The organism is Abyssibius alkaniclasticus (assembly GCF_020447305.1).
GTDB lineage: Bacteria > Pseudomonadota > Alphaproteobacteria > Rhodobacterales > Rhodobacteraceae > Abyssibius > Abyssibius alkaniclasticus.
On sequence record NZ_CP095732.1, the window covers coordinates 2,352,326 to 2,377,348 of the forward strand.

The 25,023-nt window shown below is 60.8% G+C and carries 24 protein-coding genes and 1 tRNA gene; 8 read left to right on the forward strand and 17 right to left on the reverse strand.

Translation table 11 applies throughout. The features are described 5' to 3' along the window. Window positions 1-9: 9 nt before the first annotated feature. Genes bhcD through bhcA form a run of 4 tightly spaced genes read right to left on the reverse strand, consistent with a single transcriptional unit; the run spans window position 10 to window position 4,275 of the window. Complete coding sequence (gene bhcD, locus LGT41_RS11740) at window positions 10-975, reverse strand: iminosuccinate reductase BhcD (protein ID WP_274127069.1); 966 nt, start codon at window positions 973-975, stop codon at window positions 10-12. Between the two features lie 3 nt (window positions 976-978). Next, window positions 979-2,130: a 3-hydroxy-D-aspartate aldolase BhcC gene (gene bhcC, locus LGT41_RS11745; protein ID WP_274127070.1), complete on the reverse strand. Its 1,152-nt coding sequence runs from the start codon at window positions 2,128-2,130 to the stop codon at window positions 979-981. Window positions 2,131-2,145: 15 nt separating this feature from the next. Continuing rightward, complete coding sequence (gene bhcB, locus LGT41_RS11750) at window positions 2,146-3,096, reverse strand: beta-hydroxyaspartate dehydratase BhcB (RefSeq protein ID WP_274127071.1); 951 nt, start codon at window positions 3,094-3,096, stop codon at window positions 2,146-2,148. Between the two features lie 9 nt (window positions 3,097-3,105). Beyond that, complete coding sequence (gene bhcA, locus LGT41_RS11755) at window positions 3,106-4,275, reverse strand: L-aspartate--glyoxylate aminotransferase BhcA (protein ID WP_274127072.1); 1,170 nt, start codon at window positions 4,273-4,275, stop codon at window positions 3,106-3,108. A 205-nt stretch (window positions 4,276-4,480) separates the two neighbouring features. Here bhcA and bhcR point away from each other — a divergent pair, with 205 nt between their 5' ends. Next, the gene (gene bhcR / locus LGT41_RS11760; protein WP_274127073.1) at window positions 4,481-5,332 is read left to right on the forward strand and encodes an HTH-type transcriptional regulator BhcR; all 852 of its coding nucleotides are present in this window, start codon (window positions 4,481-4,483) and stop codon (window positions 5,330-5,332) included. Here the strand turns inward: bhcR and LGT41_RS11765 are convergent. The 10 genes from LGT41_RS11765 to LGT41_RS11810 form a co-directional block, all read right to left on the reverse strand. Beyond that, window positions 5,300-5,373: transfer RNA gene (locus LGT41_RS11765), tRNA-Gln, on the reverse strand. The two genes, bhcR and LGT41_RS11765, sit on opposite strands and share 33 nt — an antisense overlap. A 65-nt stretch (window positions 5,374-5,438) precedes the next feature. Then, window positions 5,439-6,986 carry a trimethylamine methyltransferase family protein gene (locus tag LGT41_RS11770; RefSeq protein ID WP_274127074.1) on the reverse strand — a complete coding sequence of 516 codons (1,548 nt, stop codon included), beginning with the start codon at window positions 6,984-6,986 and terminating at the stop codon, window positions 5,439-5,441. 121 nt (window positions 6,987-7,107) lie between these two features. Then, window positions 7,108-7,935 carry an isocitrate lyase/PEP mutase family protein gene (locus LGT41_RS11775; RefSeq protein ID WP_274127075.1) on the reverse strand — a complete coding sequence of 276 codons (828 nt, stop codon included), beginning with the start codon at window positions 7,933-7,935 and terminating at the stop codon, window positions 7,108-7,110. A gap of 2 nt (window positions 7,936-7,937) precedes the next feature. Next, window positions 7,938-10,382, reverse strand: coding sequence for a GcvT family protein (locus LGT41_RS11780; RefSeq protein WP_274127076.1), 2,445 nt, complete (start codon window positions 10,380-10,382; stop codon window positions 7,938-7,940). Continuing rightward, window positions 10,375-11,571 (reverse strand): pyridoxal phosphate-dependent aminotransferase, encoded by a 1,197-nt coding sequence (locus LGT41_RS11785; RefSeq protein ID WP_274127077.1) that lies wholly within the window; start codon window positions 11,569-11,571, stop codon window positions 10,375-10,377. Before LGT41_RS11785 ends, LGT41_RS11780 begins: the two co-directional genes overlap by 8 nt. Next, entirely contained in the window at window positions 11,568-14,015 is a 2,448-nt protein-coding gene (locus LGT41_RS11790; protein ID WP_274127078.1) for a GcvT family protein, read from the reverse strand. The genes LGT41_RS11785 and LGT41_RS11790 overlap by 4 nt, the downstream gene beginning before the upstream one ends. Window positions 14,016-14,026: 11 nt before the next feature. Beyond that, window positions 14,027-14,647 carry a LysE family translocator gene (locus LGT41_RS11795; RefSeq protein ID WP_274127079.1) on the reverse strand — a complete coding sequence of 207 codons (621 nt, stop codon included), beginning with the start codon at window positions 14,645-14,647 and terminating at the stop codon, window positions 14,027-14,029. Continuing rightward, on the reverse strand, window positions 14,640-15,026 hold the full coding sequence (locus LGT41_RS11800; protein WP_274127080.1) for a GFA family protein: 387 nt from the start codon (window positions 15,024-15,026) through the stop codon (window positions 14,640-14,642). Before LGT41_RS11800 ends, LGT41_RS11795 begins: the two co-directional genes overlap by 8 nt. Further along, on the reverse strand, window positions 15,017-15,391 hold the full coding sequence (locus LGT41_RS11805; RefSeq protein ID WP_274127081.1) for a GFA family protein: 375 nt from the start codon (window positions 15,389-15,391) through the stop codon (window positions 15,017-15,019). Before LGT41_RS11805 ends, LGT41_RS11800 begins: the two co-directional genes overlap by 10 nt. 11 nt (window positions 15,392-15,402) lie before the next feature. Then, window positions 15,403-15,969, reverse strand: a complete 567-nt coding sequence (locus tag LGT41_RS11810; protein WP_274127082.1) for a helix-turn-helix domain-containing protein — start codon at window positions 15,967-15,969, stop codon at window positions 15,403-15,405. Between the two features lie 233 nt (window positions 15,970-16,202). On the opposite strand from LGT41_RS11810, the gene cysS reads away from it, so the two are divergent. The 4 genes from cysS to LGT41_RS11830 all read left to right on the forward strand — a co-directional run bounded on the left by cysS (window position 16,203) and on the right by LGT41_RS11830 (window position 20,629). Then, window positions 16,203-17,597: a cysteine--tRNA ligase gene (gene cysS / locus LGT41_RS11815; RefSeq protein ID WP_274127083.1), complete on the forward strand. Its 1,395-nt coding sequence runs from the start codon at window positions 16,203-16,205 to the stop codon at window positions 17,595-17,597. Between the two features lie 235 nt (window positions 17,598-17,832). Further along, the gene (gene cimA, locus LGT41_RS11820) at window positions 17,833-19,461 is read left to right on the forward strand and encodes a citramalate synthase (RefSeq protein WP_274127084.1); all 1,629 of its coding nucleotides are present in this window, start codon (window positions 17,833-17,835) and stop codon (window positions 19,459-19,461) included. Continuing rightward, window positions 19,458-20,231 (forward strand): phytoene/squalene synthase family protein, encoded by a 774-nt coding sequence (locus LGT41_RS11825; protein WP_274127085.1) that lies wholly within the window; start codon window positions 19,458-19,460, stop codon window positions 20,229-20,231. Before cimA ends, LGT41_RS11825 begins: the two co-directional genes overlap by 4 nt. A 68-nt stretch (window positions 20,232-20,299) precedes the next feature. After that, window positions 20,300-20,629: a hypothetical protein gene (locus LGT41_RS11830; RefSeq protein WP_274127086.1), complete on the forward strand. Its 330-nt coding sequence runs from the start codon at window positions 20,300-20,302 to the stop codon at window positions 20,627-20,629. Between the two features lie 9 nt (window positions 20,630-20,638). Here LGT41_RS11830 and LGT41_RS11835 read toward each other — a convergent pair whose 3' ends face one another. After that, window positions 20,639-21,904, reverse strand: a complete 1,266-nt coding sequence (locus tag LGT41_RS11835; RefSeq protein WP_274127087.1) for an MFS transporter — start codon at window positions 21,902-21,904, stop codon at window positions 20,639-20,641. Window positions 21,905-21,960: 56 nt separating this feature from the next. Between LGT41_RS11835 and LGT41_RS11840 the strand changes: the two genes are divergently transcribed. From LGT41_RS11840 to LGT41_RS11850, 3 genes are all read left to right on the forward strand, one after another. Continuing rightward, window positions 21,961-22,587 (forward strand): DNA-3-methyladenine glycosylase family protein, encoded by a 627-nt coding sequence (locus LGT41_RS11840; RefSeq protein ID WP_274127088.1) that lies wholly within the window; start codon window positions 21,961-21,963, stop codon window positions 22,585-22,587. Continuing rightward, complete coding sequence (locus LGT41_RS11845; RefSeq protein WP_274127089.1) at window positions 22,584-23,255, forward strand: alpha/beta hydrolase; 672 nt, start codon at window positions 22,584-22,586, stop codon at window positions 23,253-23,255. The genes LGT41_RS11840 and LGT41_RS11845 overlap by 4 nt, the downstream gene beginning before the upstream one ends. Window positions 23,256-23,358: 103 nt before the next feature. Next, the gene (locus LGT41_RS11850; RefSeq protein ID WP_274127090.1) at window positions 23,359-23,943 is read left to right on the forward strand and encodes an HNH endonuclease; all 585 of its coding nucleotides are present in this window, start codon (window positions 23,359-23,361) and stop codon (window positions 23,941-23,943) included. Here LGT41_RS11850 and LGT41_RS11855 read toward each other — a convergent pair. After that, entirely contained in the window at window positions 23,940-24,410 is a 471-nt protein-coding gene (locus tag LGT41_RS11855; RefSeq protein WP_274127091.1) for a disulfide bond formation protein B, read from the reverse strand. The genes LGT41_RS11850 and LGT41_RS11855 overlap by 4 nt on opposite strands. Beyond that, a complete protein-coding gene (locus LGT41_RS11860) occupies window positions 24,407-24,985 on the reverse strand; it encodes a YqaA family protein (RefSeq protein ID WP_274127092.1) in 579 nt (192 codons plus the stop codon). The genes LGT41_RS11855 and LGT41_RS11860 overlap by 4 nt, the downstream gene beginning before the upstream one ends. Window positions 24,986-25,023 lie beyond the last annotated feature (38 nt).

Below are 25,023 nucleotides of genomic sequence, written 5' to 3' on the forward strand. Positions count from 1 at the left end.
GTGGGTTGTTCAGAAGGCGACCTCTATCGCGCGCCCCTGTTCGATGGCGCGCTGCACGGCGGTTGCGGCCACGGCAAGGTCTTGCAGGCCAACGCCGGTGCCATCGAACAGGGTGATCTCATCGTCACTCTGGCGGCCCGGATGGGTGCGGTTGATGACTGCGCCAAGCATGGCAATGGCATCCGGCGCCACAAGCCCCGCCGCAATCGCGTGCTGGCATTCGCCTATGCTGACGGATTGCGCAACCTCGTCGGTGAACAGGCTGGCGCGCGCCACCAATGCGGCCTCGACCTCTTGCTTGCCCTTGGTATCGGTGCCCATACAGGCGATATGCGTGCCCGGTTTCACATGCGCATCGGCCAGAATGGCGGCGTAGCTGGAGGTGATGGTGATAATCACATCGGCCTGTGCGCCCAGTTCCTGCAGCGAAACCGCCTCGAAATCCAAGCCAAGTTCCCTGGCCACAGCGCCAAGGCTGGCAAGCTTTTCTGGGCTGCGGTTCCAGGCCACAACGCGTTCAAACCTGCGCTGCGCCGCCACGGCCCGCAGTTGGAACGCCGCCTGATGGCCCGCGCCGACAATGCCAAGCACGCGCGCATTCACTCGCGCCAGACAGGCGACCGAAACCGCCGCTGCCGCAGCGGTGCGCAAGGCGGTCAGCAGGTTGCCACCGACAATCGCACGGCATTTTCCGGTTTCGGCATCGAACAGAAACACGGTCGATTGGTGGTTGGTCAGCCCCTTGGCGGTATTGCCGGGCCAATAGCCACCCGATTTCAGCCCAAGGTTCAGCCCCTGACGGTCGAACCCCGATTTGAAGCCGTAAAGCGCATCGGCATGGCCAATCGCTTCGCGGATAACGGGGAAGTTATAGGCCGAGCCTGCCGCCATAGCGCCAAAAACCTGCCGCACGGCCTCAAAACTGTCTTCGGCGCCGACCAGCGCGGCGATGTCTTTTTCGGGCACGATATACATGGGCTAAAACGCCTTGCCGCGGGCAGAAACCGGCCACAGGCTTTCAACCTTGCCACCGCGCACACCGACATACCAGTCATGGACATTGCAGGTCGGGTCGCAATGTCCGGGCACAAGGCGCAGCTTGTCATTGACCTTCAGCGCGCCGTTCGGGTCGGCCACCACGCCATGCTCGTCGGAGCATTTCAGATAGGTCACATCATCGCGGCCAAACACCGTGGGCAGGCCGCTATCGACCGATTGCGCCTTCAGCCCGGCATCGACAATCGCCTTGTCGGCCTTGGCGTGGCTCATGACGCTGGTCAGGATGAACAGCGCGTTTTCCCATTCGCCCCTGTCAATCCGCTGGCCGTTCTCATCGAGAATGCGGCCATAATCGGCATCCATGAACGCGTAAGAACCGCATTGAAGCTCGTTATAAACGCCGGATGTGGATTCAAAATAATATGACCCCGTGCCGCCTCCGCCGACGATATCGCACGCCAGCCCCTGTGCCTTCAGCCCTTGCACGGCATCGGCCACCTGCGCGATGGCAAGGTCGAGCTTTGCCTTGCGGTCAGCATAGCTGTCCAAATGCTGCATGGCGCCCTGATAGGCCTGAATGCCTGCAAATTTCAGCCCCTTGGCGGCGTCGATCAGCTTGGCGATATGCACCACGTCTTGCGTGGTTGTCACACCGCAGCGCCCCGCGCCGCAGTCAATCTCTACAAGGCATTCGATTTCGCTGCCGTGTTTTTGCGCCGCGGCCGACAGATCGGCCACATTGGCCGGATCATCGACACAGACTAGGATGCGCGCGCCCAGCCTGGGCAGACGGGCAAGCCGGTCAATTTTGGTCAGGTCCGTTACCTGATTGGACACCATCACATCTTTGATGCCGCCGCGCACGAATATCTCGGCCTCCGAAACCTTCTGGCAACACACACCGCAAGCGCCGCCCAAACGTTCCTGCAACCTGGCCACATCAACCGATTTGTGCATTTTCCCATGCACACGGTGGCGCATATTGTGCGCCTTGGCATAATCGCCCATTTTTACGATATTGCGTTCCAGCGCATCCAGATCCAGCACAAGGCAGGGGGTTTGGATATCGGCCTCGTCCATGCCCGGCTTGGCGGGAATATCGTAGCCAACTTCAAAATTATCGAAATTCATGCTCTGCTCCTGTGGTTAATTCTGCCAGGGCAGCTTGTCGAGGTCGACATTGCCGCCGGTGATGATAACGCCCAGCCGCTGCCCGGCAAAACGCTCTTTGTTCCTGAGGATCGCGGCAAGCGGCACGGCGCTTGACGGCTCCATGACGATTTTCATGCGCTTCCAGATCAGCTTCATCGCGTCGATGATCTCGTCTTCCGACACCGTGAGAATATCGGCCACATGGTTGGAAACAAAATGCCATGTCAGCTCTTTCAACGGCACTTTCAGCCCGTCGGCCACGGTGTTGGGCGCATCATCGGCAATGATATGCCCGGCCTTGAAGCTGCGAAAGGCGTCATCGGCCTGTTCGGGTTCGGCGGCATAAACCTGCACCTTGGGCGCAAGATGCGACAGAGTCAGACAGGTGCCCGAAATCATGCCGCCGCCGCCAATGGGGGCAAGAACCCCGTTCAGGTTTTCAACCTGCTCCAGCAGCTCGCGCGAACATGTGGCTTGGCCTGCGATGACCCGCGCATCGTTATAGGGATGCACGAATTCGGCGCCGGTTTCGGCCACGACCTCGGCAAACACCGCCTCGCGCGATGAGGTCGAGGGCTCACATTCCACCACCCTGCCGCCATAGCCGCGCACGGCATCCTTTTTGGCCTGCGGCGCGGTATGGGGCATGACAACGGTGCAGGGAATGCCCCGCCGCCCGGCCGCATAAGACAGGCATGTGCCGTGGTTGCCGCTGGAATGTGTGGCCACGCCACGCGCGGCGGCTTCATCGCTTAGCCCGAACACGGCGTTCGATGCCCCGCGCGCCTTGAACGCCCCGGCTTTTTGCAGGTTCTCGCATTTGAAAAACAGCTCGGCCCCGGCAAGCTGGTTGATGAATTGTGAGGTCAGCACCGGGGTGCGGTGGATATGCGGCGCAATGCGTTCATGCGCCACCAGCATGTCATTGAGTGTGGGAATATACATCGCGCGCCCCTATGCCTTGCCGTGGCGGTAATAGGCCTGTGCCGCGGCAACCCCGGACCCGAGCGTAATGTTCAGCCCCAGATCGACCATGACCATTTCGGCGGTGGCAAGGCCCGAAAGCATCATCGCATCGGTCAGGCTGCCAAGATGGCCGATACGAAACACCTTGCCCGCAACCTCGCCCAAGCCAACGCCAAAGGCCATGCCATAATCGCGCGCCGCCTTGGTCACGATCTCGGTGGCGTTGAAGCCTTCGGGCGTGCGAATGGCCGAAACCGTATCGGAATACAGGTCTGGCCGTGCCGCACACAATGTCAGCCCCCAGGCCTGCACGGCATGGCGCACGCCGGTGGCAATGCGGGTGTGACGGGCGAAAACCGCCTCCAACCCTTCGGCCTCGATTATTTCGAGCGATTTTTTCAAGCCGTTCATCAGCCCCACGGGCGGCGTATAGGGATAGGCGTTGTTGGCGTAACCCTTGGCCATATCGGCAATATCAAAGAAGGTGCGGGGCAGGGTGGCGGTTTTAGTCGCTGCCAGCGCACGCGGGCTGAACCCGACAATCGCCAGACCTGCGGGCAGCATAAAGCCTTTTTGCGAGCCGGTCACAGCCACATCAACGCCCCAGTCATCCATGCGAAAATCCATCGAGCCGATGGAGCTGACGCCATCGACAAACAGCATGGCCGGGTGCTTGGCGGCATCGATCGCGCGGCGCACGGCGGCAATGTCCGACCTTACGCCGGTTGCGGTTTCGTTATGCGTGGCCAGCACGGCCTTGATGCTATGGCTGGTATCGGCGCGCAAAATCTCCTCGTAACGCTCAGCCGGAATGCCTTCGCCCCAAGGGGTTTCGACGATCTGCACCTTCAGCCCGTGGCGCTGGCACATGTCTATCCAGCGATGGCTGAACATGCCGTTGCGCGCGGCCAGCACACCGTCTCCTGCGCTGAGCGTGTTGCTCAGCGCCACCTCCCAGCCCCCCGTGCCGGTCGAGGGGAAGATGAACACCTCGGCATCGGTTGCCTTCAGCACGCGTTTCACGCCTTCAAGGCAGGGGTGCAGAATGCCGCCAAACACCGGCGAGCGGTGGTCGATTGTTGGCATGTAGCAGGCCTGCCGGATGACTTCGGGCATATTGGTCGGACCGGGGATGAAGACCGGATTCTGAAAACTCATGGCAACCTCCGTTAATGGGCTCCGTTAATGGGTTGCGCTAGTGGTAGGTGGGATGAGAATTTTTCACAATTATTTTGATTTGCGGGTATAATGGTGGCAAGAATTCATTATATTAAACAATACCAATGCATTACAATTTTTCATAGGCTTTGGCGCGTTTTCAACGAAACATTGAAACTCCACAAAGAAACGCAAGGGAATCAGAATGACTCAGCAAATGCGCGCGCGCGGGCGGCCCAAATCCTTCCGCAAGCCCGAAGATATTCCGCGCATTCAGGCGGTTGACCGCGCCATTGATGTGCTTGAAACCCTTGCCAGGGGCGGTGCGACAAGCCTGTCTGCGCTGGCGGTTGAAATGGACCAGTCCCCCGCCACGCTTTACCGGATACTCACAACCTTCAGGCTGCGCGGGCTTGTCGAAAACAACGATGCCACGCAGGAATGGATGATCGGCGCCAGTGCATTTCGGATTGGCGCGGTCTATCTTCGGCGCAGCACTGTTGCCAGCCGCGCCATGCCCGCCATGCGTGACCTTATGGCGGCCACGGGTGAAACCGCGAATCTGGGGGTCGAGGCGGAGGGGCAGGTGATGTTCATCGCGCAGGTGGAAACGCATGAAAGCATTCGCGCCTTCTTTCCGCCCGGCACGCAGGGGCCGATGCACGCGTCGGGCATTGGCAAGGCGCTGCTGGCCAGCTATGCCGAAGCTCGGCTGCAAAAGCTGCTGGAAAACGCGGTGCTGACACATTATACGCCGCAAACGCTGACCAGCCCCACGGCGCTGCGCGCCGATCTGGCGGCAACGCGGGCGCGCGGCTATGCGATTGACGATAATGAGAAAACCCCTGGAATGCGCTGCATCGCCGCCCCGATTTTCAACCATCTGGGCGAGGCGGTGGCCGGCATTTCCGTCTCTGGCCCCAGCAACAGGCTGACCGCCGACAAGGTTGCACAGGTCGGCGCATTGGTTACATCTGCGGCCAACAGCATTTCGCGCGCTTTGGGGGCGGATATGGGAATGGTCTGGCTGGGGAACCTGGATTCGAACCAGGACTAACGGAGTCAGAGTCCGTGGGTCTACCGTTAACCTATTCCCCAGTAGAGTGCGCCTGATTTATCGCCGCCCGCCCGCATGGTCAAGGGGGCGGGCGGCAAAAACATTTCTAGTGCTTTTTAAGGCGGATCGGAAAGCGCGCACGCAGGTCAGCGTCATGCGCGGAATCAAACATGGCCGGCACCGGGCTTGCCAATATCTCATGCTTGCGGGCAATCGCCTTGGCCACAAGGTCGGGCTTGCCAATTTCGGCCCATTCCTTGGGCGAGGTGCGATCACCGAGCGCCGGATAGATATATTCGGTCTGCATCAGGCTGAGGGTTTGGTCAGAGCCAAGGTAATGCCCCGGCCCGCCAATGCAAACCTGCCGCATCACCTCCAGGCTCAGCGTATCCTCTGTCACCTCGATTCCGCGCACGCAGCGTTGCGCCTGGCCAAGCATATCATCGCCCAGAATGAGCGATTCAAGGCTGAACCCCAACAGGCTGGCGTGCATCCCAACCGCCTCATACACCATGTTCAGCCCGGACAGGCCCGCCAGAACGTTGGAGTTCATCTGCTCCCATCCGGCCTGCATATCGGGCAGTTTCGCATCGGCAATGCCTGCCGCCGCGCCCCCCGGTAGCCCGTAAAAGGCGTGCATCTGCGCACAACCCGCGGTCAGCAAGGCCTGCTCGCCAGAGCCGCCCGACATCGCCCCGGTGCGCAGATCCGACACAAAGGGCCAGGTGCCGAAAATGGCCGGATAGCCGGGAGAAATGGAGTTTACATAAACCACACCGGCCAGGCATTCGGCCACGGCCTGCACGATCGCGCCGGCAATCGGGGCAGGGGCGGTGGCACCGGCTTGCCCTGCCGAAAGCAACAGCACCGGCATTCCGTTGCGAATGCAGGTTTCCATCGTCTCGCAGCTTTCGGTGGCGAATTTCATCGGCGGCACAACAAAACAGTTGGAATTGGAGATGAATGGCCGCGCGCGCCACTTGTCTTCGCCCCCTGCAAGCGCGTGAATGAACTCGAACATCGGCTGCACGAAGCCGGGTTCGGAAAACGAGGTGCCAACATGTTTTGTGGTGCCCGCGCAGCAGGCATAGATGGTGTTGAGGTCCATCTCGAAATTGTCGGGAATGTCGCGCGCCACCATGCAGCGTTGGAAAAAGTGAACGTTATCAAGCCTGTCGACGATGCGCGCGGCATCAAACAGGTCTTGCACGGTGCTATCGCGATAGGTGCGGCTTTCAAAGTCGACCAAATGCACGGCGGCCCCGGCAGTGCCGTAATACACGCGCTGGCCCTCAAGCTTCATGTCGTGCCTGGGGTCGCGCCCATGCAGGGTTATGCCGCGCGCGGCCTTGGCAAGCATGTCTTCCACCAAAGCCCGGGGAAAGCGCAGCCGGCCATCATCGCCCAGAATGGCCCCCGCCGCGACCATGTAATCTATGCCCGATTGCGGCGCCTGGCTCAGGCCGATCTGTTCGAGCGCATCCAATGCAGCGTGGTGGATGCGCTGCACTTCGGCTTCGGTCAGCGGTTTGTAGCGCCCGCCGGTCATGCCGGGGCGCACGGGGCGGATATTTTCGGCGAGTGGGGCAGAGCGAAGCGCCTGGCGCGCAGCGCGGCCACCGGAACGACGAGATGTTTGAACGTCTTGGGTCATGTGAAAATCCTGATTGAAACCAACGCAGTAGGCAAAATCAGGCGGTCAGGGCGAGCCGCGCCCCGCAAGCCCGCGCCGTGCCCCGATGGTGCGTTCGCACAGCACGGTCATCCAATCAAGGTCAACCATTTTTGGCACCTTTTTGCAGCAGAGCCTCGACCGTGGCGCCCCCCACCGAGGGGTGCAGCCTTGAAAAATCACCCGCCGCCAGCATGGGTGTGGCGGCTTCAATCAGCGCATGGTGGGTGACGCGCGCCAATGCAGCCCCAATCGAAATGCGCGCAATACCGATGGCGGCAAAATCTTCGCGGCTATGGGCGGCAAACGGGCCGGCGGCAAGCGCGTTCAGCGGCAGTTTGACGGCGGCACACAGCCGGGCCAGTGCTGCCATATCGGGCGGCAGGGGCGCATAAAGACAGTCGGCCCCGGCATCCTGAAAGGCCAAAAGACGGCGCAGCGCCTCGTCGGTATCGTAATGGCCGTTCAAAATGCCATCGGCGCGGGCAACAAGGACAAAGTCGCGCGGCAATGCGCGGGCGGCAGATGCGGCGGCGCGGATGCGTTCGACCGCGTGGTCGAAATCATAGGCGCGGTCATCGGGCAGGGCGGCATCTTCAATGGAAATGCCCGCAAGCCCAACCTCGGCGGCCAGGCGCACGGTTTCGGCGCAGTCATCCGGGCTATGGCCAAAGCCATTCTCGAAATCACCCGACACGGGCAGGTTGGTGGCGGCGACCAGATCCTGCGCATGGGCAAGGGCAATATCGCGGCTGACATAGCCGCCATCGGGCAAGCCAAGCGTGAAGGCATGGGCGGCCGACGAGGTTGCAATCGCCTCGGCCCCCAATGCGGCCAGCACCCGCGCGCTGCCAATATCCCAGGCATTGGCCAGCACAAACGGGTTGCCTTTGCGGTGTAATGCTCTGAAATCACTACCAATATCGCGCATAGCTACACCTTGGTTCTTTCGCTGTTCGGATCATATATCGGTTTGAGGCTGGCTGTCGCGCTAATCCTGCGGCCTGCAACCTCTATTTCATAGCGGCTGGCCAGAACCTCGGCGGCAGACTGCCCCTTGCAGGGCACATAGCCCATGCCGATGGCCGCACCAAGCGTATGGCCATAATTGCCGGAGGAGGTATAGCCGACGAATTCACCGTCGCGCAAAATCGGCTCGTGATGGTAAAGCAGCGGTTCGGGGTCGTTCAGCTTGAATTGCAACAGGCGCTTGGACAGGCCTGCTTCGCGTTTGCGCAGCACCGCATCGCGGCCAATGAAATCTGGCTTGTCGGTCTTCACCGCAAAGCCAAGCCCGGCTTCAAGAACGTGGTCTTCACAGCTGATATCATGGCCAAAATGGCGATAGGCTTTTTCAATGCGGCAGCTATCCATCATATGCATTCCGCAAAGTTTTGCGCCCAGATCCTGCCCGGCTTCCCAAAGGGTTTCAAAGGCATGGGCCGCCATATCGGCCGATATATACAGCTCCCAGCCCAACTCGCCCACATAGGAAACACGGTGCGCACGGGCCAGCCCCATGCCCAGCTCGATGTCTTGCGCGGTGCCAAACGGGTTGGACTCATTAGAAAAATCATTGGGCGAAACCTTGGCCATCAAGGCACGCGCATTCGGCCCCATTACGGCAAGCACGGCTTCACCCGCCGTCACATCGGTTATGACCAAGTTGAAATTGCCGCTATGGCGGCGCATCCAGGCCATATCGGCCGGGCGGGTTACGGCGGGGGTTACCACCAGATAGGCGGTTTCGGAAAGGCGGGTCACGGTCACATCCGCCTCGATCCCGCCGCGGTGGTTCAGAAATTGTGTGTAGACGATTTTCCCTGCCGGAACAGACATTTGCGCGCCGGAGATAAAGTTGATGAAGGCTTCGGCATCCGGCCCTTCGACGCGGATCTTGCCGAAGCTCGACATATCGTAAAGCCCGATATTCGTGCGCACTGCGCGGTGTTCGGCGGCGGCATTCTCAAACCAGTTCTGGCGGCCCCATGAATAGCGGTATGCGCGTTCCTGCCCCGCATTCGCATACCAATTTGCGCGCTCCCAGCCGCCAATTTCGCCAAAAACCGCGCCCTGTTCGGCCAGTTGTGCATGAAACGGGGTGCGTCGGATACCGCGCGCCGTGGCCTTCTGGCGATAGGGGAAATGGTCGGCATAGAGCAGGCCAAGCGATTCCGTCACGCGCGCGGTCAGATAGCGTTGATTTGACTGGAAATTCTGCGCGCGCAATATATCGACATCGCCCAGATCGAACGGGCGCTCGCCATCTTCCATCCATTGTGCCAGCACATGCCCGGCACCCCCGGCCGACTGGATGCCGATGGAATTGAAACCTGCCGCCACGAAAAACCCTGCCAGATCAGGCGCTTCGCCCAGGTAATAGGCGTTGTCGGGCGTGAAGCTTTCAGGCCCGTTGAAGAAGGTATGAATGCCCGCTTCGGCCAGCAAGGGCACGCGGTTGCAGGCAGCCTCCAGAATGGGTTCGAAATGGTCGAAATCTTCGGGCAGTTGGTCAAACTCGAAATTATCGGGAATGCCGTTCACCGCCCAGGGTTTGGCGACCGGCTCGAATGCGCCCAGCATCAGCTTGCCGGCATCAACCTTGTAATAGGCGCATTCGTCCGGCACGCGCAGCACCGGCAAATCATTAAGCCCTTCAATGGCTTGTGAGACGATGTAGAAGTGTTCGCACGCTTGAAGCGGAATGTTGACGCCCGCCATGCGCCCAAAGTCGCGTCCCCACATGCCCGCACAATTCACCACGAAATCCGCCTCGATCGTGCCGGACCCTGTGGCATTTTCCCATGAGACACCGGACACGCGATTGCCGCGCTTATGCACGCCCGTCACCTTGGTATGCTCGAAAATCTGCGCACCGTTCATGCGCGCGCCTTTAGCCAGCGACAGCGCCACGTTCGATGGGTCGCACTGGCCATCTTTCGGGATGAATACCGCGCCCTTCACCCCGTCGATATTCAGATGCGGATAGCGGTTCAGCGCCTCTTGCGGCGAAATTTCCTCAACATCCACGCCAAAGGCCCGCGCCATCGAGGCGGAGCGGAGCAGCTCTTCATGGCGTTCATCGCTTAGCGCCAACGAGATGGAACCGACGCGCTTGATGCCTGTGGCCAGCCCGGTTTCCGCCTCCAGCCCGAAATACAGCTCTTGGGTATATTTCGCGAGCTTGGTCATATTTGCCGAACTGCGCAACTGCCCGATAAGCCCTGCCGCGTGCCAGGTGGTGCCGCTGGTCAGTTGCTTGCGTTCCAGCAGCACAATGTCTTTCCAGCCGAGCTTGGCCAGATGATAGGCGACCGAGCAGCCCGCCACCCCGCCGCCAACAATTACCGCACGCGCCTTGGTTGGAATTTCAGCCATGTTTGCGACCCTTTTCTTGCGCCAGAGCTTCGCCAAATGCGCGCAGGCGCTGCAAGGCATCGGCCAGTTCATCATTCGCGACCGTCAGCGCCACGCGCACATGCCCGGCGGCCGATTGCCCGAAACTTTCGCCCGGCATAACCGCAATGCCGGTTTCATCGAGCAATCTATGCGCAAATTCCTGCCCGGAAAGCCCGGTGGCACGGGCATCAAGCATGGCGAACATGCCGCCATCGGGCGGGGTGAGGGTGATGATATTGCTCCCCTCGAACGCCCTAACGGCCAGTTCGGCGCGGGCGCGGTAGCGCGCGGCATTGGCGGCCTGAATGTCACTGCCCTTGGTTATGGCGTAAAGCCCGGCCTGTTGCACAAAGGCGGCCAGCCCATAGGTGGTGTTGGTGGTCAGGTTCATCACGCCGGTGGCCACGGGCTCCGGCCCCACCATCCAGCCAAGGCGAAAGCCGGTCATAACATGGCTTTTGGACAGCGAGCCAAGGGTGATTGTGCGCTCAGCCATATCCGGCATGGCGCGGGCCGATTTGAAGTTGCCGCGCCAGTCCAGCGTGTCATACACCTCGTCCGAGATCAGCCACAGGTCGTGTTTTTTGCAAATTTCAACGATCCGCCCCAGTGTTTCGGGGCCATAGGCCACGCCGGTCGGGTTGTTGGGCGCGTTGATCAGCAGCAATTTGGCCTTTGGCGCTACGGTTTCGAGCGCATCGAAATCGGGCTGGAACCCGTCTTCGGGGCGTGCGGGAATGGCGTGGGGAATGGCGCCAGCCGCGCGGATCGTGCCGGGGTAGGTGGCGTAGTAAGGGTCGATGAACAGGGCGGTATCGCCGGTATCGCACAAAGCCATGAGCGCGGAAAACAATGCCGCTTGCCCGCCATTTGTTACGGCAACATTTTCGGCCGTCGTCGCTATGCCCGTGCGCTCCTGCACCCGCGCCGCAATGGCGCTGCGCAACTCCAGCGTGCCGTTCACCGCGGTGTAGCGCGTATGGCCCGCCGCCGCACTTTCAGCCAGTGCGGCAATGATGGCCGGGTCGGTTGGTGCATCATGGTCGCCCACGGTAAGGTTGATCACCTTTTGCCCGGCAGCCTTCATTTCGCGCGCACGGTAATACACTTCCCAGCCGTCCGAGCCTGCGGGGCCGTTGATGCCAAGTATGCGGTTGGAAAGTTTCATGCGCGCAGTCTTTCGTTTGCAGGGTCCCATAGCGGTTGGTCGGGTTGAACCACGGCAGCGCAGCGCTGGCCATAGATATCAACCTCGAGTGCTGTGCCGGGTGTCGCCAGATCGGCGCGCACCATGCCAAGCGCGATCGAGCCGTTCACGCGGTAGCCCCAGCCGCCCGAAGTGGTTTCGCCCACGACCTGACCATCGTGCCAGAGGGTCGACATATAGGGCGCATCGGCATCGCCGGCCTCGACCAGCAGGGTTACAAAACGCTTGCCCGGCCCGCGCTGGAATTCGGCGGCAAGCGCCGCCTTGCCGGGGAAGTCGGCGGCTTTATCGAGTTTCACAAACCGGTCGAGCCCGCCCTGGTAAAGGGTGTAATCGCTTGAAAGGTCGCCCTTCCAGGCGCGATAGCCCTTTTCGAGCCGCAAGGAATTGAGCGCGAACATGCCAAAGGGTTTGGCACCCGCGGCGGTGACCGCATCCCAGATGGCGGGGGCGTCATCCACCCCGCAATGCAGCTCCCAGCCCAATTCACCCGCGAAAGAGACCCGCACCAAAGCACAGGGTTTATCGGCGACATGGGTATGCTCCTGCACCGAAAGCCAGGGCAGGCTCAGGTTGCCATCGGTAAGCGGTGCAAGGATATCGCGCGCTTTCGGGCCGGTCAGAAGCAGGCACTCGGCCACATGGCTATGGTCGGAAACCACAATGCCCTTTGGTGCATTGCGCGACAAAAGCTCGCCATCATGCCATTGCGCGGTGCCAGCGGTGATCAGCCCGACATGGTCATCGCCATGCACCATGACCGACATTTCGGTCATGATCCGGCCCCGCCTGTCGGGGAAATAGGCCAGCCCGATGCGCCCAGCGCGTGGCAGGGCCGAGGCGGTGAGGCTGTCGACATAGGCGCGCGCGCCCGGCCCCTGCACCTGAAGGCGGCTGAAGCCTGAAATGGCCAGCACACCGCAGCCATCGCGCACGGCTTCGCATTCTTCCTTGATGCGCGGCGCCCAAGGGCCGTTGCGGCCCCATGTCTGGGTTGCGTCCCAGCCTGTGTCATCGCCGGGTCTGGCAAACCAGTTGGCACGTTCCCAGCCGTTATAGGCGCCGAATTGCGCCCCCGCATCGGCAAGGCGCGAATGGAGCGTGGAAAGGCGTTTGTCTGCCCCGGCTGGCCAGCGCGCATGGGGAAAGTGCATTCCGTATTCGTGGCCGTAAACCTCTTTGCCCTTGGCCACGCAATAGTCGTGGTCGGCATAGCCGGTAAAGCGGCGGGGGTCGCAGCTCCACATATCCCATTCGGTGGCGCCCTCTGTCACCCATTCGGCCAGCACCTTGCCCGCGCCGCCCCCCTGGGCAATGCCAAAGGTGAACACGCAGGCCTCGAAGGCATTGGGCACACCGGGCATGGGGCCAATCAGCGGGTTGCCATCGGGCGCATAGGGAATTGGGCCGTTGATTACCTTGGAAATGCCCGCCGAGCCCAGCAGCGGCACGCGCGCCATCGCATCTTCGATATAGCTTTCTAGCCGGTCAAGGTCATCGGGATAGAGTTGAAAGCTGAAATCCTCGGGCATCGGGTCGTTCGGGTCGGCCCAATGGGCTTTGCAATTCCGCTCGTATGGGCCAAGGTTGAAGCCGGTCTTTTCCTGGCGGAGGTAGTAGGACACATCGACATCCCGCAGCAGCGGAAGCTTCTTGCCATGTTCCGCGCTCCAGGCTGCAATTTCGGGAATTTCCTCGCTTAGCAGATACTGGTGGCTCATCACCATCATCGGCACACGGCGGCCACCATAGGGGCGGAACCATTCGCCCACGCGCTGCGCGTAATAGCCAGCGGCATTGACAACATATTCACAACGGATATCGCCCTTTTCGGTATGCACGATCCATTCGCCGTTGTCGCGCGAAACGCCGGTGGCGGGGGTGAAGCGCAAAATCTTCGCCCCCATATCGCGTGCGCCCTTGGCCAGAGCCTGGGTTAGCTGCGCGGGGTCGATATCGCCATCGGCCGGGTCATAGAGCGCGCCTTGCAGATCGTGTGTTTCAAGAAAGGGGTATTTCGCCTGAATTTCGTCAACACCCAGAATTTCAAGCTTCATGCCCTGATACTGGCCCATGCCACGGGCGCGCTGGAATTCCTGCATCCGCGCGCGCGAATGCGCCAGCCGGACAGAGCCGGTAACATGGTAGTTCATCGGGTAATCCACCGCCTCGCCCAGGCCACGGTAAAGCTCGGTTGAATAGCGCTGCATGTTCATGATCGACCAACTGGTTGAAAATGTGGGCACATTGCCCGCCGCGTGCCATGTGCTGCCCGCGGTCAACTCGTTCTTTTCAAGCAGCACGCAATCGGTCCACCCCGCCTTGGCCAGATGGTAAAGCGACGATGTGCCAACCGCGCCGCCGCCAATGATAACAACCCGTGCCGTTGTTGGGAAATCGCTCATATCTGCGCCTTTCAGTTGAATGCCAGACGGGCTGCAAGCCCGCCGAAAATGAGTGAGGAGAGCCGGTTCATCAGCCGCATCCGGGTGCGCAACGCCCCGCCGAACAGCCCGGCCAGAGCGCCATAGCCGCTGGTGATTATCAGCCCGGTGGCGGTAAAGATCAGCCCCAGCCAAAGCATTTGTTGCCAGATCGGCCCGGCCTCGGGCGCTGTGAATTGCGGCAGTAGCGCCATGATGAACAGCGCCACCTTGGGGTTCAGCAAATTGGTCAGAAACCCGCGCCGCAGGGCAGGCCAAAGCCGCGCGCGGCCCCGTGCAGCGGCCTCGGGTCGGGCGTGCCAGCTTTGCCAGGCCAGCACCAGCAGATAGGCCGCCCCCGCATAGCGCAATATGTCATAGCCATAGGGCAGGGCGATGATGACAGCCGAAACGCCCACAACCGCCAGCGCCACATGCGCAAGGCTGCCAAGGCCAATGCCAACGGCCGCCGCAATGCCCGCGCGCCAGCCCCCCGCCATGCCACTGGCCGTGGCAAACAGCACATCGGCCCCCGGGGTCAGGTTCAGCAAAATGCCTGCCCCCAGAAAGGTGGCAATGGTCAATCCATCCATTGCGAGCAGGGTTTCAAACATGGCCTGCCCCGGAATGCTGCGTTTCGTTGGCCGGAATCCTGTAGTAGTCGCCCGTGTTGGCGCAATAGATATGCGCTGAAAGCTTGCGCCCCGTCGGCCCGTCGATTGCGCCCGCTTCGACCGAAATCGCACCATCGGGCGCGCGAAAATAGAGGCTGCTGCCGCAGCTTGTGCAAAAGCCGCGCGTGCCGCCACCGGCGCTTGCATACTCACCAACAGCAGCGCGCGCCTGCCAGCGAATGCCCGCCACATCAAGCGATGCCGCATAATGCCCCGATGTCTTGCGGCACTGGCTGCAATGACAGGCGATGATGCCTTGCGCAGCACCTTCCAGCGCAAAGCGGTTTGCCCCGCACAGGCAGGAAGCGATTAGCTGCATGGCACGCCATCCTCGATATCGTAATAATCGCCCTTGTCCGCGCAATAGATATGCTTGGCGGTGGTCATGCCGGTTGGCCCGTCGAACGCGCCGCTGGAAATAGACATGCGCGGCTCGTCCTCGGGCTTCCAGAACAGGGTTGCGCCGCATTGCCCGCAAAAGCCGCGCTGCGCCTTGGCTGAGGAGCGATACCATTTCAGCCCATCGGCGCGCGTTATGCTCAGCGCCTCTTTGGGCACCGAGGTTGCGCTCCAGTAATGGCCGGAAACCTTTCGGCATTGCGTGCAATGGCAGGCAACCGATGGGCGCAGCGGGCCGGTGGTTTCAAACGTAACCGCGCCGCAAAGGCAGGACCCTTTGTGCATATTTCCCTCCATCAATAAACCGGCGGTGAAATGACCCAGATCGCCACGGCGGGCGCATCATGGGGGTTGGCCCAGCGGTGTGGCTCGCCGCGAATGCGAAAGCTGTCGCCGGGGTTCAGGTGGAATTCATGCGCGCCAATCCACACCGTTAGCCGCCCGGAGACCAGATAGCCCACCTCTTGCGTGGCGCGCGTCTGGAATTCGGGCAGCAACGAGCCGGGCAGGAAGGTAGAGCGCACAACCTCGAAATCATCGGTCAGGTCGGGAGAGAGGAGTTCCTCGATCAACCCCGCCTCGCCCGAGCCAATGGGCCGCCGCGCCCCGGCGCGCACCACGAAGCCAGCCTCGCCCGCAGGGGCGGTGGATTGGCCGAAGAACATGGAGAGCGGCACGCCAAAGGCACTGGCAAAGCGGCGCAGGTCTTCGATTGATGGGCTGGAGATATCGCGCTCCACCTGGCTGATCCAGCCAACCGAACGGCCCAGCGTTGCCGCCAGATCGACCAAAGTCACACCGCGCGATTTGCGCAAGGTGCGCAGATCGGCCCCAAGTGACTGCGATGGCGAAACAGCGTTCATGGCCCGCCCCGTGAAATTATGCCCGATAATTTCACGCAGATTCGCACGCGCCTAGCAAGAAAAATCGCACCGCACACGGCGGCTATTGATTTCGGGCGCGCGCCAGCGCATAAGCGGGCTATGGGAACCGCAACCTGCATTATTTGCATCTGCATTACCCGCTAGGTTTTAGCGGCGGTTCTCGTATTTCCAGATGAAAATGCCAGCCCGCCGCGCAACGCGCAGGATAGGCTATGACGATCACGCTTTACGACACCAAGGCCCGCAAGAAACGCCCGTTTGTGCCGCTGGATGCGAAAAACGTGCGCATGTATGTCTGCGGCCCCACGGTCTATGACCGTGCGCATCTGGGCAATGCGCGGCCCGTTGTGGTGTTTGATGTCCTGTATCGCCTGCTGCGCCATACCTACGGCGAAGCCCATGTCACCTATGTGCGCAATTTCACCGATATCGATGACAAGATCAATGCGCGTGCGGCCGAAAGCGGGCGCAACATTGGCGAGATTACGGCGGAAACAACCCAGTGGTATCTGGAGGACATGGCCGCAATCGGCGCGCTGGCGCCAAACCAGATGCCCCGCGCCACGGCCTATGTCGGGCAGATGAAGGAGATGATTGCGAGGCTGATCGCCGCAGGCCATGCCTATGAGGCCGAAGGCCATGTGCTGTTCGCGGTCGATAGCTGGCGTGCGCATTACGGCAAACTTTCGGGCCGTTCGGTTGATGATATGATTGCCGGCGCGCGGGTCGAGGTGGCACCCTACAAGCAAAACCCGATGGATTTCGTGCTGTGGAAACCCTCGACCGATGATCTGCCGGGCTGGGATAGCCCCTGGGGCCGTGGCCGCCCCGGCTGGCATATCGAATGCTCGGCAATGGCCAGGGCGCTGCTGGGTGAGACGTTTGACATTCATGGCGGCGGGCTGGATCTGCAATTCCCCCACCACGAGAACGAAATCGCCCAAAGCTGCGCGGCGAACCACACAGATGAAATGGCCCGATACTGGCTGCATAACGAGATGTTGCAGGTCGAGGGCAAGAAAATGTCCAAATCCCTTGGCAATTTCTTCACCGTGCGCGATTTGCTGGACAAAGGCGTGCCGGGCGAGGTGATCCGGTTTGTGTTCTTGCAGACGCATTACAGGAAGCCGATGGATTGGACGGAGAAGAAACGTGCTGAGGCTGAGAAGCGTCTTGCTGGCTGGTATCGGAAAACCGACGGTGTAAAATCGGGCGTTGTGCCTTCTCGCATTGAGTATTTACTTGGCGATGATCTAAATACAGCCGCAGTTCTGGATGAGATGGTGCGGCTTTCACCAGCACCACTAAGAGCTGCCATGGATTTGTTAGGCTTCCCGTCAGGAAATGAAGTCGATTGGTTTCGAACAATCGCTGTTGATCTTACGGGCACTTCAGCGAGCGGCAGTCAGGGACTGTATTCGCGCGAACTTTCGCCATATCTCCTGCGATGGCAGGAGTTGAGAAACGCAAAAGACTTCAAAAATGCCGACAAGATTAAACAACAGCTAGAACAAGCAGGGCTGAAATTGAAGATCGGAACCGAGGGGCCACATGCTGAGGTGCTCTCCGAGTTCGATATAACTGCTCTAAAAGAGATCAAACTATGACCTACATACCACAACAGGCCAGCGCCCGAACCGACGGGGAGGGCGTGAAGCGCCCGCCCCGGGGGGGCGGTTCGGGCGCTGGCCGGGCCAAGAGCCCGACCATTTGGGCCTCTGGGTGCTATGCCGTCCCGGGCTTGACCCGGGACCTCGACCCTTTGCGCGCAAGCAGCGAGGCCCCGGGTCAAGCCCGGGGCGGCGTGGGTTATGGGGCATCGGTCAGCGCCACGGTGGCGTTATGACCCGCACCCGCCTTTACCTGTTTGACACCACCTTGCGCGATGGGCAGCAAACCCAGGGTGTCGACTTCTCAGCCGATGACAAGCGGCGCATTGCCAGAATGCTCGACACGCTTGGCATTGATTATGTGGAAGGCGGCTGGCCCGGTGCCAATCCGACCGATAGCGAGTATTTCGCCGCGCCCCCGAAACTGAACCATGCCCGCCATACCGCCTTTGGCATGACCAAGCGGGCAGGGCGGTCTGCTGCGAATGACGATGTTCTGGCCGCCGTGCTGGATGCCGACACCCCCGCCGTCTGCCTTGTGGGCAAGGCGCATGATTACCATGTCACCACCGCGCTTGGGGTCACACTCGATGAAAACCTTGCGGCGATTTCCGAATCCTTCGCGCATCTGGCCGGCAAGGGCCGCGAGGCTTTGTTCGATGCCGAACATTTCTTCGACGGCTATAAAGCCAACCCCGATTATGCGCTGGACTGCCTGAAAGCCGCCTATGAGGCCGGGGCGCGCTGGATCGTGTTATGCGATACCAATGGCGGCGCGCTGCCGCATGAGATTGCCGCCATCACAAAGGCGGTGATCGCGGCGGGGATTCCGGGTGAAAACCTTGGCATCCACACCCATAACGACACCGAAAACGCCGTGGCCAACACGCTCGCGGCGGTCGATGCGGGGGTGCGGCAGGTTCAGGGCACGCTGAACGGCCTGGGCGAACGCTGCGGCAATGCCAATCTGACCGCGCTGATCCCGACGCTGCTGCTCAAGGAACCCTATGCCAGTAAGTATGAGACCGGCGTTTCGCTGGACGCACTTGCCAGCCTGACGCGCATTTCCCGCCAGCTCGATGATATGCTCAACCGCCTGCCCAACCGCCACGCGGCCTATGTGGGCGCGGCGGCTTTCACCCATAAATCGGGACTTCATGCCAGTGCCATTCTGAAAGCGCCTGAGACTTACGAACATGTGCCGCCCGATGTGGTTGGCAACCGCCGCTTTGTGCCGATGTCCAACCAGGCGGGCCAGTCCAACCTGCGCGCGCGGCTGGCAGGGGCGGGGATTGAGGTGGCGGACACAGACCCGGCCTTGGCCGAAATCCTGCGGCAGGTGAAGGCGCGCGAAGACCAGGGCTATGCCTATGACGGGGCCGATGCCAGCTTCGAGCTTCTGGCGCGCGATGTGCTGGGCCAGCTTCCGGTATTCTTTGAAATTGAACGCTATCGCGTAACGGTCGAGCGCCGCCAGAATGCGTTGCGCCGTATGGTCACTGTGTCTGAAGCCGTGGTCGTCGCAAAAATCGCGGGCGAGCGGGTGATATCCGCCTCGGAAAGCCATGCCGCCGAGGATGATGCCGACCAGGGGCCGGTGAACGCGCTGGCGCTGGCCCTGCGCAAAGACCTTGGCCCCTATCAGGCGCATATCGACGATTTTCATCTGGTCGATTTCAAGGTGCGCATTACCAATGGCGGCACCGAGGCGGTGACCCGCGTGTTGATCGACTGCGCCGATAGCAAGGGCAATAGTTGGACGACAGTGGGCGTGTCGGCCAATATCGTCGATGCCAGCTTTCAGGCGCTGACCGAGGCCATTGTCTGGAAGCTGATCCATGACGGTGTGGCCCCGGCATGAGCCTTGATGCCTGCGCCGTACTGGTTTCCAAAGGCGACCCCGACCGCTTTTCAAGCGCGATGACAGCGCCGGTTGAAGCGCGCGGTAGACTGCTGACGCTTTACGCCTTCAACCTTGAAGTGGCGCGCGCGCCCTGGGTTTCACCCGAGCCGGGGATCAACGAAATCCGCCTGCAATGGTGGGCCGATGCGATAGACGAGATTTATGCGGGCAAGCCTGCGCGCGCGCATGAGGTTGTGATGCCGCTGGCCGAAGTCATCAGGGCGCATGATCTGCCGCAAGCCCGTTTTTCTGCGCTGATCGAAGCCCGCCGCCATGATATTTATAGCGAGCGTTTCGCCGATCTGGATGCGCTGCTTGCCTATTGCGAAGCCACATCCGGCGGGCTGATGGCGCTGGCCGCAGCCGCACTTGGCGCGCCCGATAACAAGGTTGCGACAACATTCGGAACAGGCCTGGGTGTTGCAAACCTGATTGTCGCCCTGCCCAGTCTCATCGCCGCGGGGCGTAACCCGCTGACCAAAGAGGATGATGTTGAAACTTTGCGCGCACTGGCTGGGCAAGGGCGCGAGCTGCTGCGCACCGCCCGCTCAAAGCGCCGCGCCGTGCCGCTTGCGGCACGCCCGGCCTTGCTGGCCGGGTGGCGGGCCAATGGCCCGCTGAGCGCGGCTTTGGCCCAGCCGCAGCGCTGCTTGCAGGTGCCCTGGGCGGGTTCGGAGTTTAAGCGCCGCGCGGGGTTGATGCTGCGCGCAACTACAGGCCGCTGGTAGTAATATTTTGACATCGTTCTTGTTATTCGTATTTACTATTCTATTTTTAATAGTAAGCGGAGAAAAAAATGGCGTTCAACTATGTGGAAACAACTATTGTAAAGGGAATGCTTGCCAGAGGCGATAAGCAACACGATATCGCCGCATATTTTGGCGAGAATGGCGGACGAGTAGCAGAAGTTTCAACGGGCGATTGCGCCTATCCTAATGCACCCTGCGCGCCGGCTGAAAAACTGCCGCCACCCGGTCCATACTTGAATCGTGCGACTACTTCTTCTGTTTGTTCTATTCTGCGTGATGCAATCGCAACAATCGTAGAAGCCGGAGATGAAACTGATGAGGCAGCCCTCGCAGTTGCTGCTCTTGAGAAGGCGATCGAGAAACTGGACAACCTCTAGTTTGTGCAACTACAGGCCGCTGGTAGGCGTGGTTGAGTCTTCGAGTTGCGCCGGAATGGCGCGCTTTTGGCTGACGACCAGCCAGATCAGCGCACCGAAAGCCAGAATGAGGAAGGGGATCATGGCGATATTGACCGCGTTCCACCCGGTTTGCGACGAGCCGCCGGAACAGTTCATCAGTCCGCCCGAGGCCAGCGAGGCGAGCGTGACCATGCCAAATACCGCAAAGTCATTCATCCCCTGCACGCGCCCCCTTTCGGCTGGCGTATGGGCGGCGGCAAGCATGGCTGTGGCGCCGATAAAGCCGAAGTTCCACCCCAAGCCGAGCAGTATTAGCGCACCATAAAAATTCATCAGCGCCACGCCCGACAGCGCCACAATGCCCGCCACCATCAGAATGCCAAGGCCGGTGGCAATTATTCTTTCAACCCCGAAACGCGCGATAAGATGGCCGGTAAAGAAGCTTGGCGCGAACATTGCCAGCACATGGCCCATGACAATATCGGCGGACTGGGCCTTTGTGTAACCGCTGCCAACCACGGCAAGCGGTGTCGAGGTCATGACCAGATTCATCAGCGCATAGGCGACCATTGCGCAAATCATCGCCACAACAATGCGCGGGCTGCGCAGCAGCTGCACGCGCGAGCGGCCGCGCGCGTCACCCGGCTGCGCGCGGGGCGGTTTGGGAATGTCGAGCGCAAAGAACAGGATCAACCCGATCAGGTTCAGCCCGATCATCACCATATAGGCCCCGGCAAAAGGAATGCCGACAATCGCCTCATTGCTGACCTTGGCAAGCTGCGGGCCAAGAATGCCCGAAACCAGCCCGCCCGCCATGACCCAGGAAATCGCCTTGGGTTTGAAGCTGTCAGACGCGGTGTCGGTTGCTGCAAAACGGTAAAACCCCTGGGCCGACATGTAGATGCCGGTGAGGAATGCGCCTGCCAGAAACAGCGGGAACGAGCCGTAGTAAAGCCCGATTACCGAAACCCCGGCCCCGATAGCCCCGCTAAGCGCGCCCAGCACAAAGCCAAAGCGGCGGCCCTGATTCTGCATGATGCCCGACATGATCGGGGCCGAAAGCATCGAGGCCAGCACAGTCATTGAAATGGGCAGGGTGGCGAAGCATTTGTTGGTTGCCAGCATCTGCCCGGCCAGCCCGCCAAACAGGAAATGAATGGGCATTTGCGCGCCCAGAATCGCCTGACAGGCGACAAGAACGCTGACATTGCGCCTGGCGCGCTGGTGGTTTTCGGCTGCGGCTGTATTTTCCATGAAGATCTTGTAAAAGGTGGCGCGGCGGGTGCAATCGAAAACAGCAGGGCAGGGCAATGAATTTGATAGAAACAGAGGCGGATGTGGCCGAAGGTGCGGCCTGGCTGGCCGCGTGCGAGCCACGTTTTGCGCTTGCATTGCTTGAAACCGGCCCGCTGCCCCTGCGCCTGCGCGAAGGTGGGTTTAGCGCATTGCTGCGCGCGATTGTCAGCCAGCAAATCTCGGTTGCGGCGGCGGCGGGGGTTTGGGCGCGGCTCGAGGCGGCCGGGGCAACAGAGGCGAAAGCCGTGGCGCAAATGGATGTGGAAAGCCTGCGCGCCGCCGGGCTTTCGCGCCAGAAGGCAGGCTATGCGCTGGCGCTTGCGCAAGCCGGGGTCGATTTTGCAGCCTTGCGCCAGATGCCAAGCGATGAGGTGATAGCCACGCTCGTGCGAATCAAGGGCATTGGTGTGTGGACGGCTGAAATTTACGCCAAATTCTCGCTGGGCCATGCCGATGTGCTGGCGGCGGGCGACCTTGCCTTGCAGGAATCAGCGCGCATGTTGTTTGATCTGCCCGCGCGGCCAACCGAACGGGAGTTGCGCAAACTGGCCGAGCCCTGGTCGCCGTGGCGCTCGGTTGCGGCGCGGGCCTTGTGGTCGTATTACCATGTGATGAAAAACCGCGAAGGAATTGGTGCATGAGCTTAACAGGGCCGCAAAAGGGCGCAAAATCGGGCAAGGCGAACGGCCAGATCATCTTTTTACACGGCTATGGTGCCGATGGGGCCGATCTGCTGGGGCTGAGCGACCAGCTTGGCGCCTATCTGCCCAATACGCGGTTTCTGGCCCCCAATGCGCCGGAACGCTGCATCAACAACCCGATGGGCTATCAGTGGTTTCCTATCCCCTGGCTTGATGGTTCAAGCGAGGAAATGGCCCGGGCAGGGCAGGCGCGGGCGGTTGAGGCGCTGAATGCTTATCTTGATGCGCAATTTGCCGAAGTTGCACCGGAACGCACTGTAATTGTTGGGTTTTCCCAGGGCACGATGATGGCGCTGGATGTGCTGCCGCGCCGCGATACCGCCGTGGCCGGCGTGGTCGGGTTTTCGGGGCGCTTGCTGGCGCCGGAAAAACTGGCCGCCGCGGCCAGGGTGCGCCCGCCGGTTCTGCTGGTGCATGGCGATGCAGACCAGATGGTGCCGCCAAGCAGCCTGCCCGAGGCCGCCGATGCGCTGGTTGCTGCCGGGTTTGAAACCTATACCCATATTTCCAAAGGCATGGGCCACGGGATCGCGCCCGACGGTCTGGGCCTGTGTTTGCAATTTGCCGCGCAGAAACTGGGTGTGACGCTGCCGCAACCGTCAAATTAATGTCACCATCTAGGGGCTTGTCAGCTTCATTGGGCAATATATAGTTGCGGCACGGGGCTTACCCCGGGCCGCGGCTGGCAACCGCAAGATATGAGGTTGCGCGATGCAACAAGCGCATATTGCCAATTTTGTCCGGCAGGGGCCGGGCCTGCATCATCATCCGGCATTGGTGCTGAATGCTGATTACCGCCCGCTTTCCTATTTGCCGCTGTCGCTTTGGCCCTGGCAGGAGGCGGTGAAAGCCGTGGTGCTGGACCGGGTCGATGTGATCGCGCAATACGATGAATATGTGCATTCGCCCAGCACAACCTTCCGCCTGCCCTCGGTTGTGGTGCTGCGCGACTTTGTAAAGCCTGCGCGCGTGGCGGCCTTTACGCGCTTCAACCTGTTCTTGCGCGACGAGTTTACCTGCCAGTATTGCGGCGCCAAGGGCGAGATGACCTTTGACCATGTCATTCCACGCGCCCGAGGTGGCAAAACCACATGGCAGAACGTGGTGGCTGCCTGCGGGCCGTGCAACCTGCACAAGGGGTCCAAAACGCTGTCGCGCGCCGGAATGCGCCTGCGCCGCGCCCCGCGCCAGCCCGAAACCGAAGAGCTGAAAAACACGGGCCGCAAGTTTCCGCCCAACCATTTGCATGTAAGCTGGATGGACTATTTGTATTGGGATGCGGAGCTGGACGCCTAGGCGCGGCGGGCTTGCACAAAGGCGCGCAGCCACAGCACGACAAGTGCAGCAGAGAAAAGCGCGTTCCATCCGGCCATTGACAGGCCAAGCAGGCTCCAGACAATCTCGTCACAGCGCACAACCGGCGCGGCTTCGATCTGGGCAAGCAAATCGCCTACGCTCATGCCATCGATCGGGCTGGATGTGCAGGTATCCGGCCCAGCAAAAATGCCCCATTCAACCCCGGCGTGATAGCCGCCAATCGTGGCACCCACGGCCACAACCAATGCGGCCAGCAACGACAGGCTGCGCAGCGGCACCAGCACCAGCAGCAGGCCAAGCGCAATGGCTATGCCATGCGGCCAGCGTTGCCAGATGCATAGCTTGCACGGCGCATACCCCCCCAGAAACTGAAAAGCCAGAGCGCCGCCAAGCAGCGCTGCCGAGCCGCCCGCCGCAACCATTGCTGTTTTCTGCCAAGTTTTCATAAGTATTTTACCGCCATGAATCCACCAATCAGCAGCACACAGGCGATGGTAAACATCAGCCCAAGCCGCTTTTCGATGAAGGTTTTAATCGGTGGGCCAAATTTCCACAACAGGGCGGCGACAATAAAGAACCGCGCTGCGCGGGCGATAAGGCTATAGCCCATAAAGGCTGCGAAGTTGAGGTCGGTCGCGCCTGACAGGATTGTGATCACCTTGTAGGGAAAGGGCGTAATGCCCGCAAACAGCACCGCCAGCGCGCCGTTCTCGTTGAAACTGCTGCGGAACGTGTCGAACTTCGCTTCCATTCCGTAAAAGGCCAGCACCGGCTGGCCGACCGTATCAAACAGCATTGCGCCAATCGCATAGCCAAGCGCGCCACCGGCCACCGATGAGACCGTGCAGATCGCCGCAATGCGAAACGCCATATGCGGACGGGCCAGAATGATGGGAATCAGCAGCACATCGGGCGGAATGGGAAAGACCGAGCTTTCCACAAAGGCGACCAGCGCCAGAAGCCAGAGGGCATGGCGGTGTTCGGCCAAAAGCAAGGTGCGGTCATAGAGTTTGCGTAACATGGCGCGCATGTTGCAAGCTTGCGCGCCGCGGTCAAGTG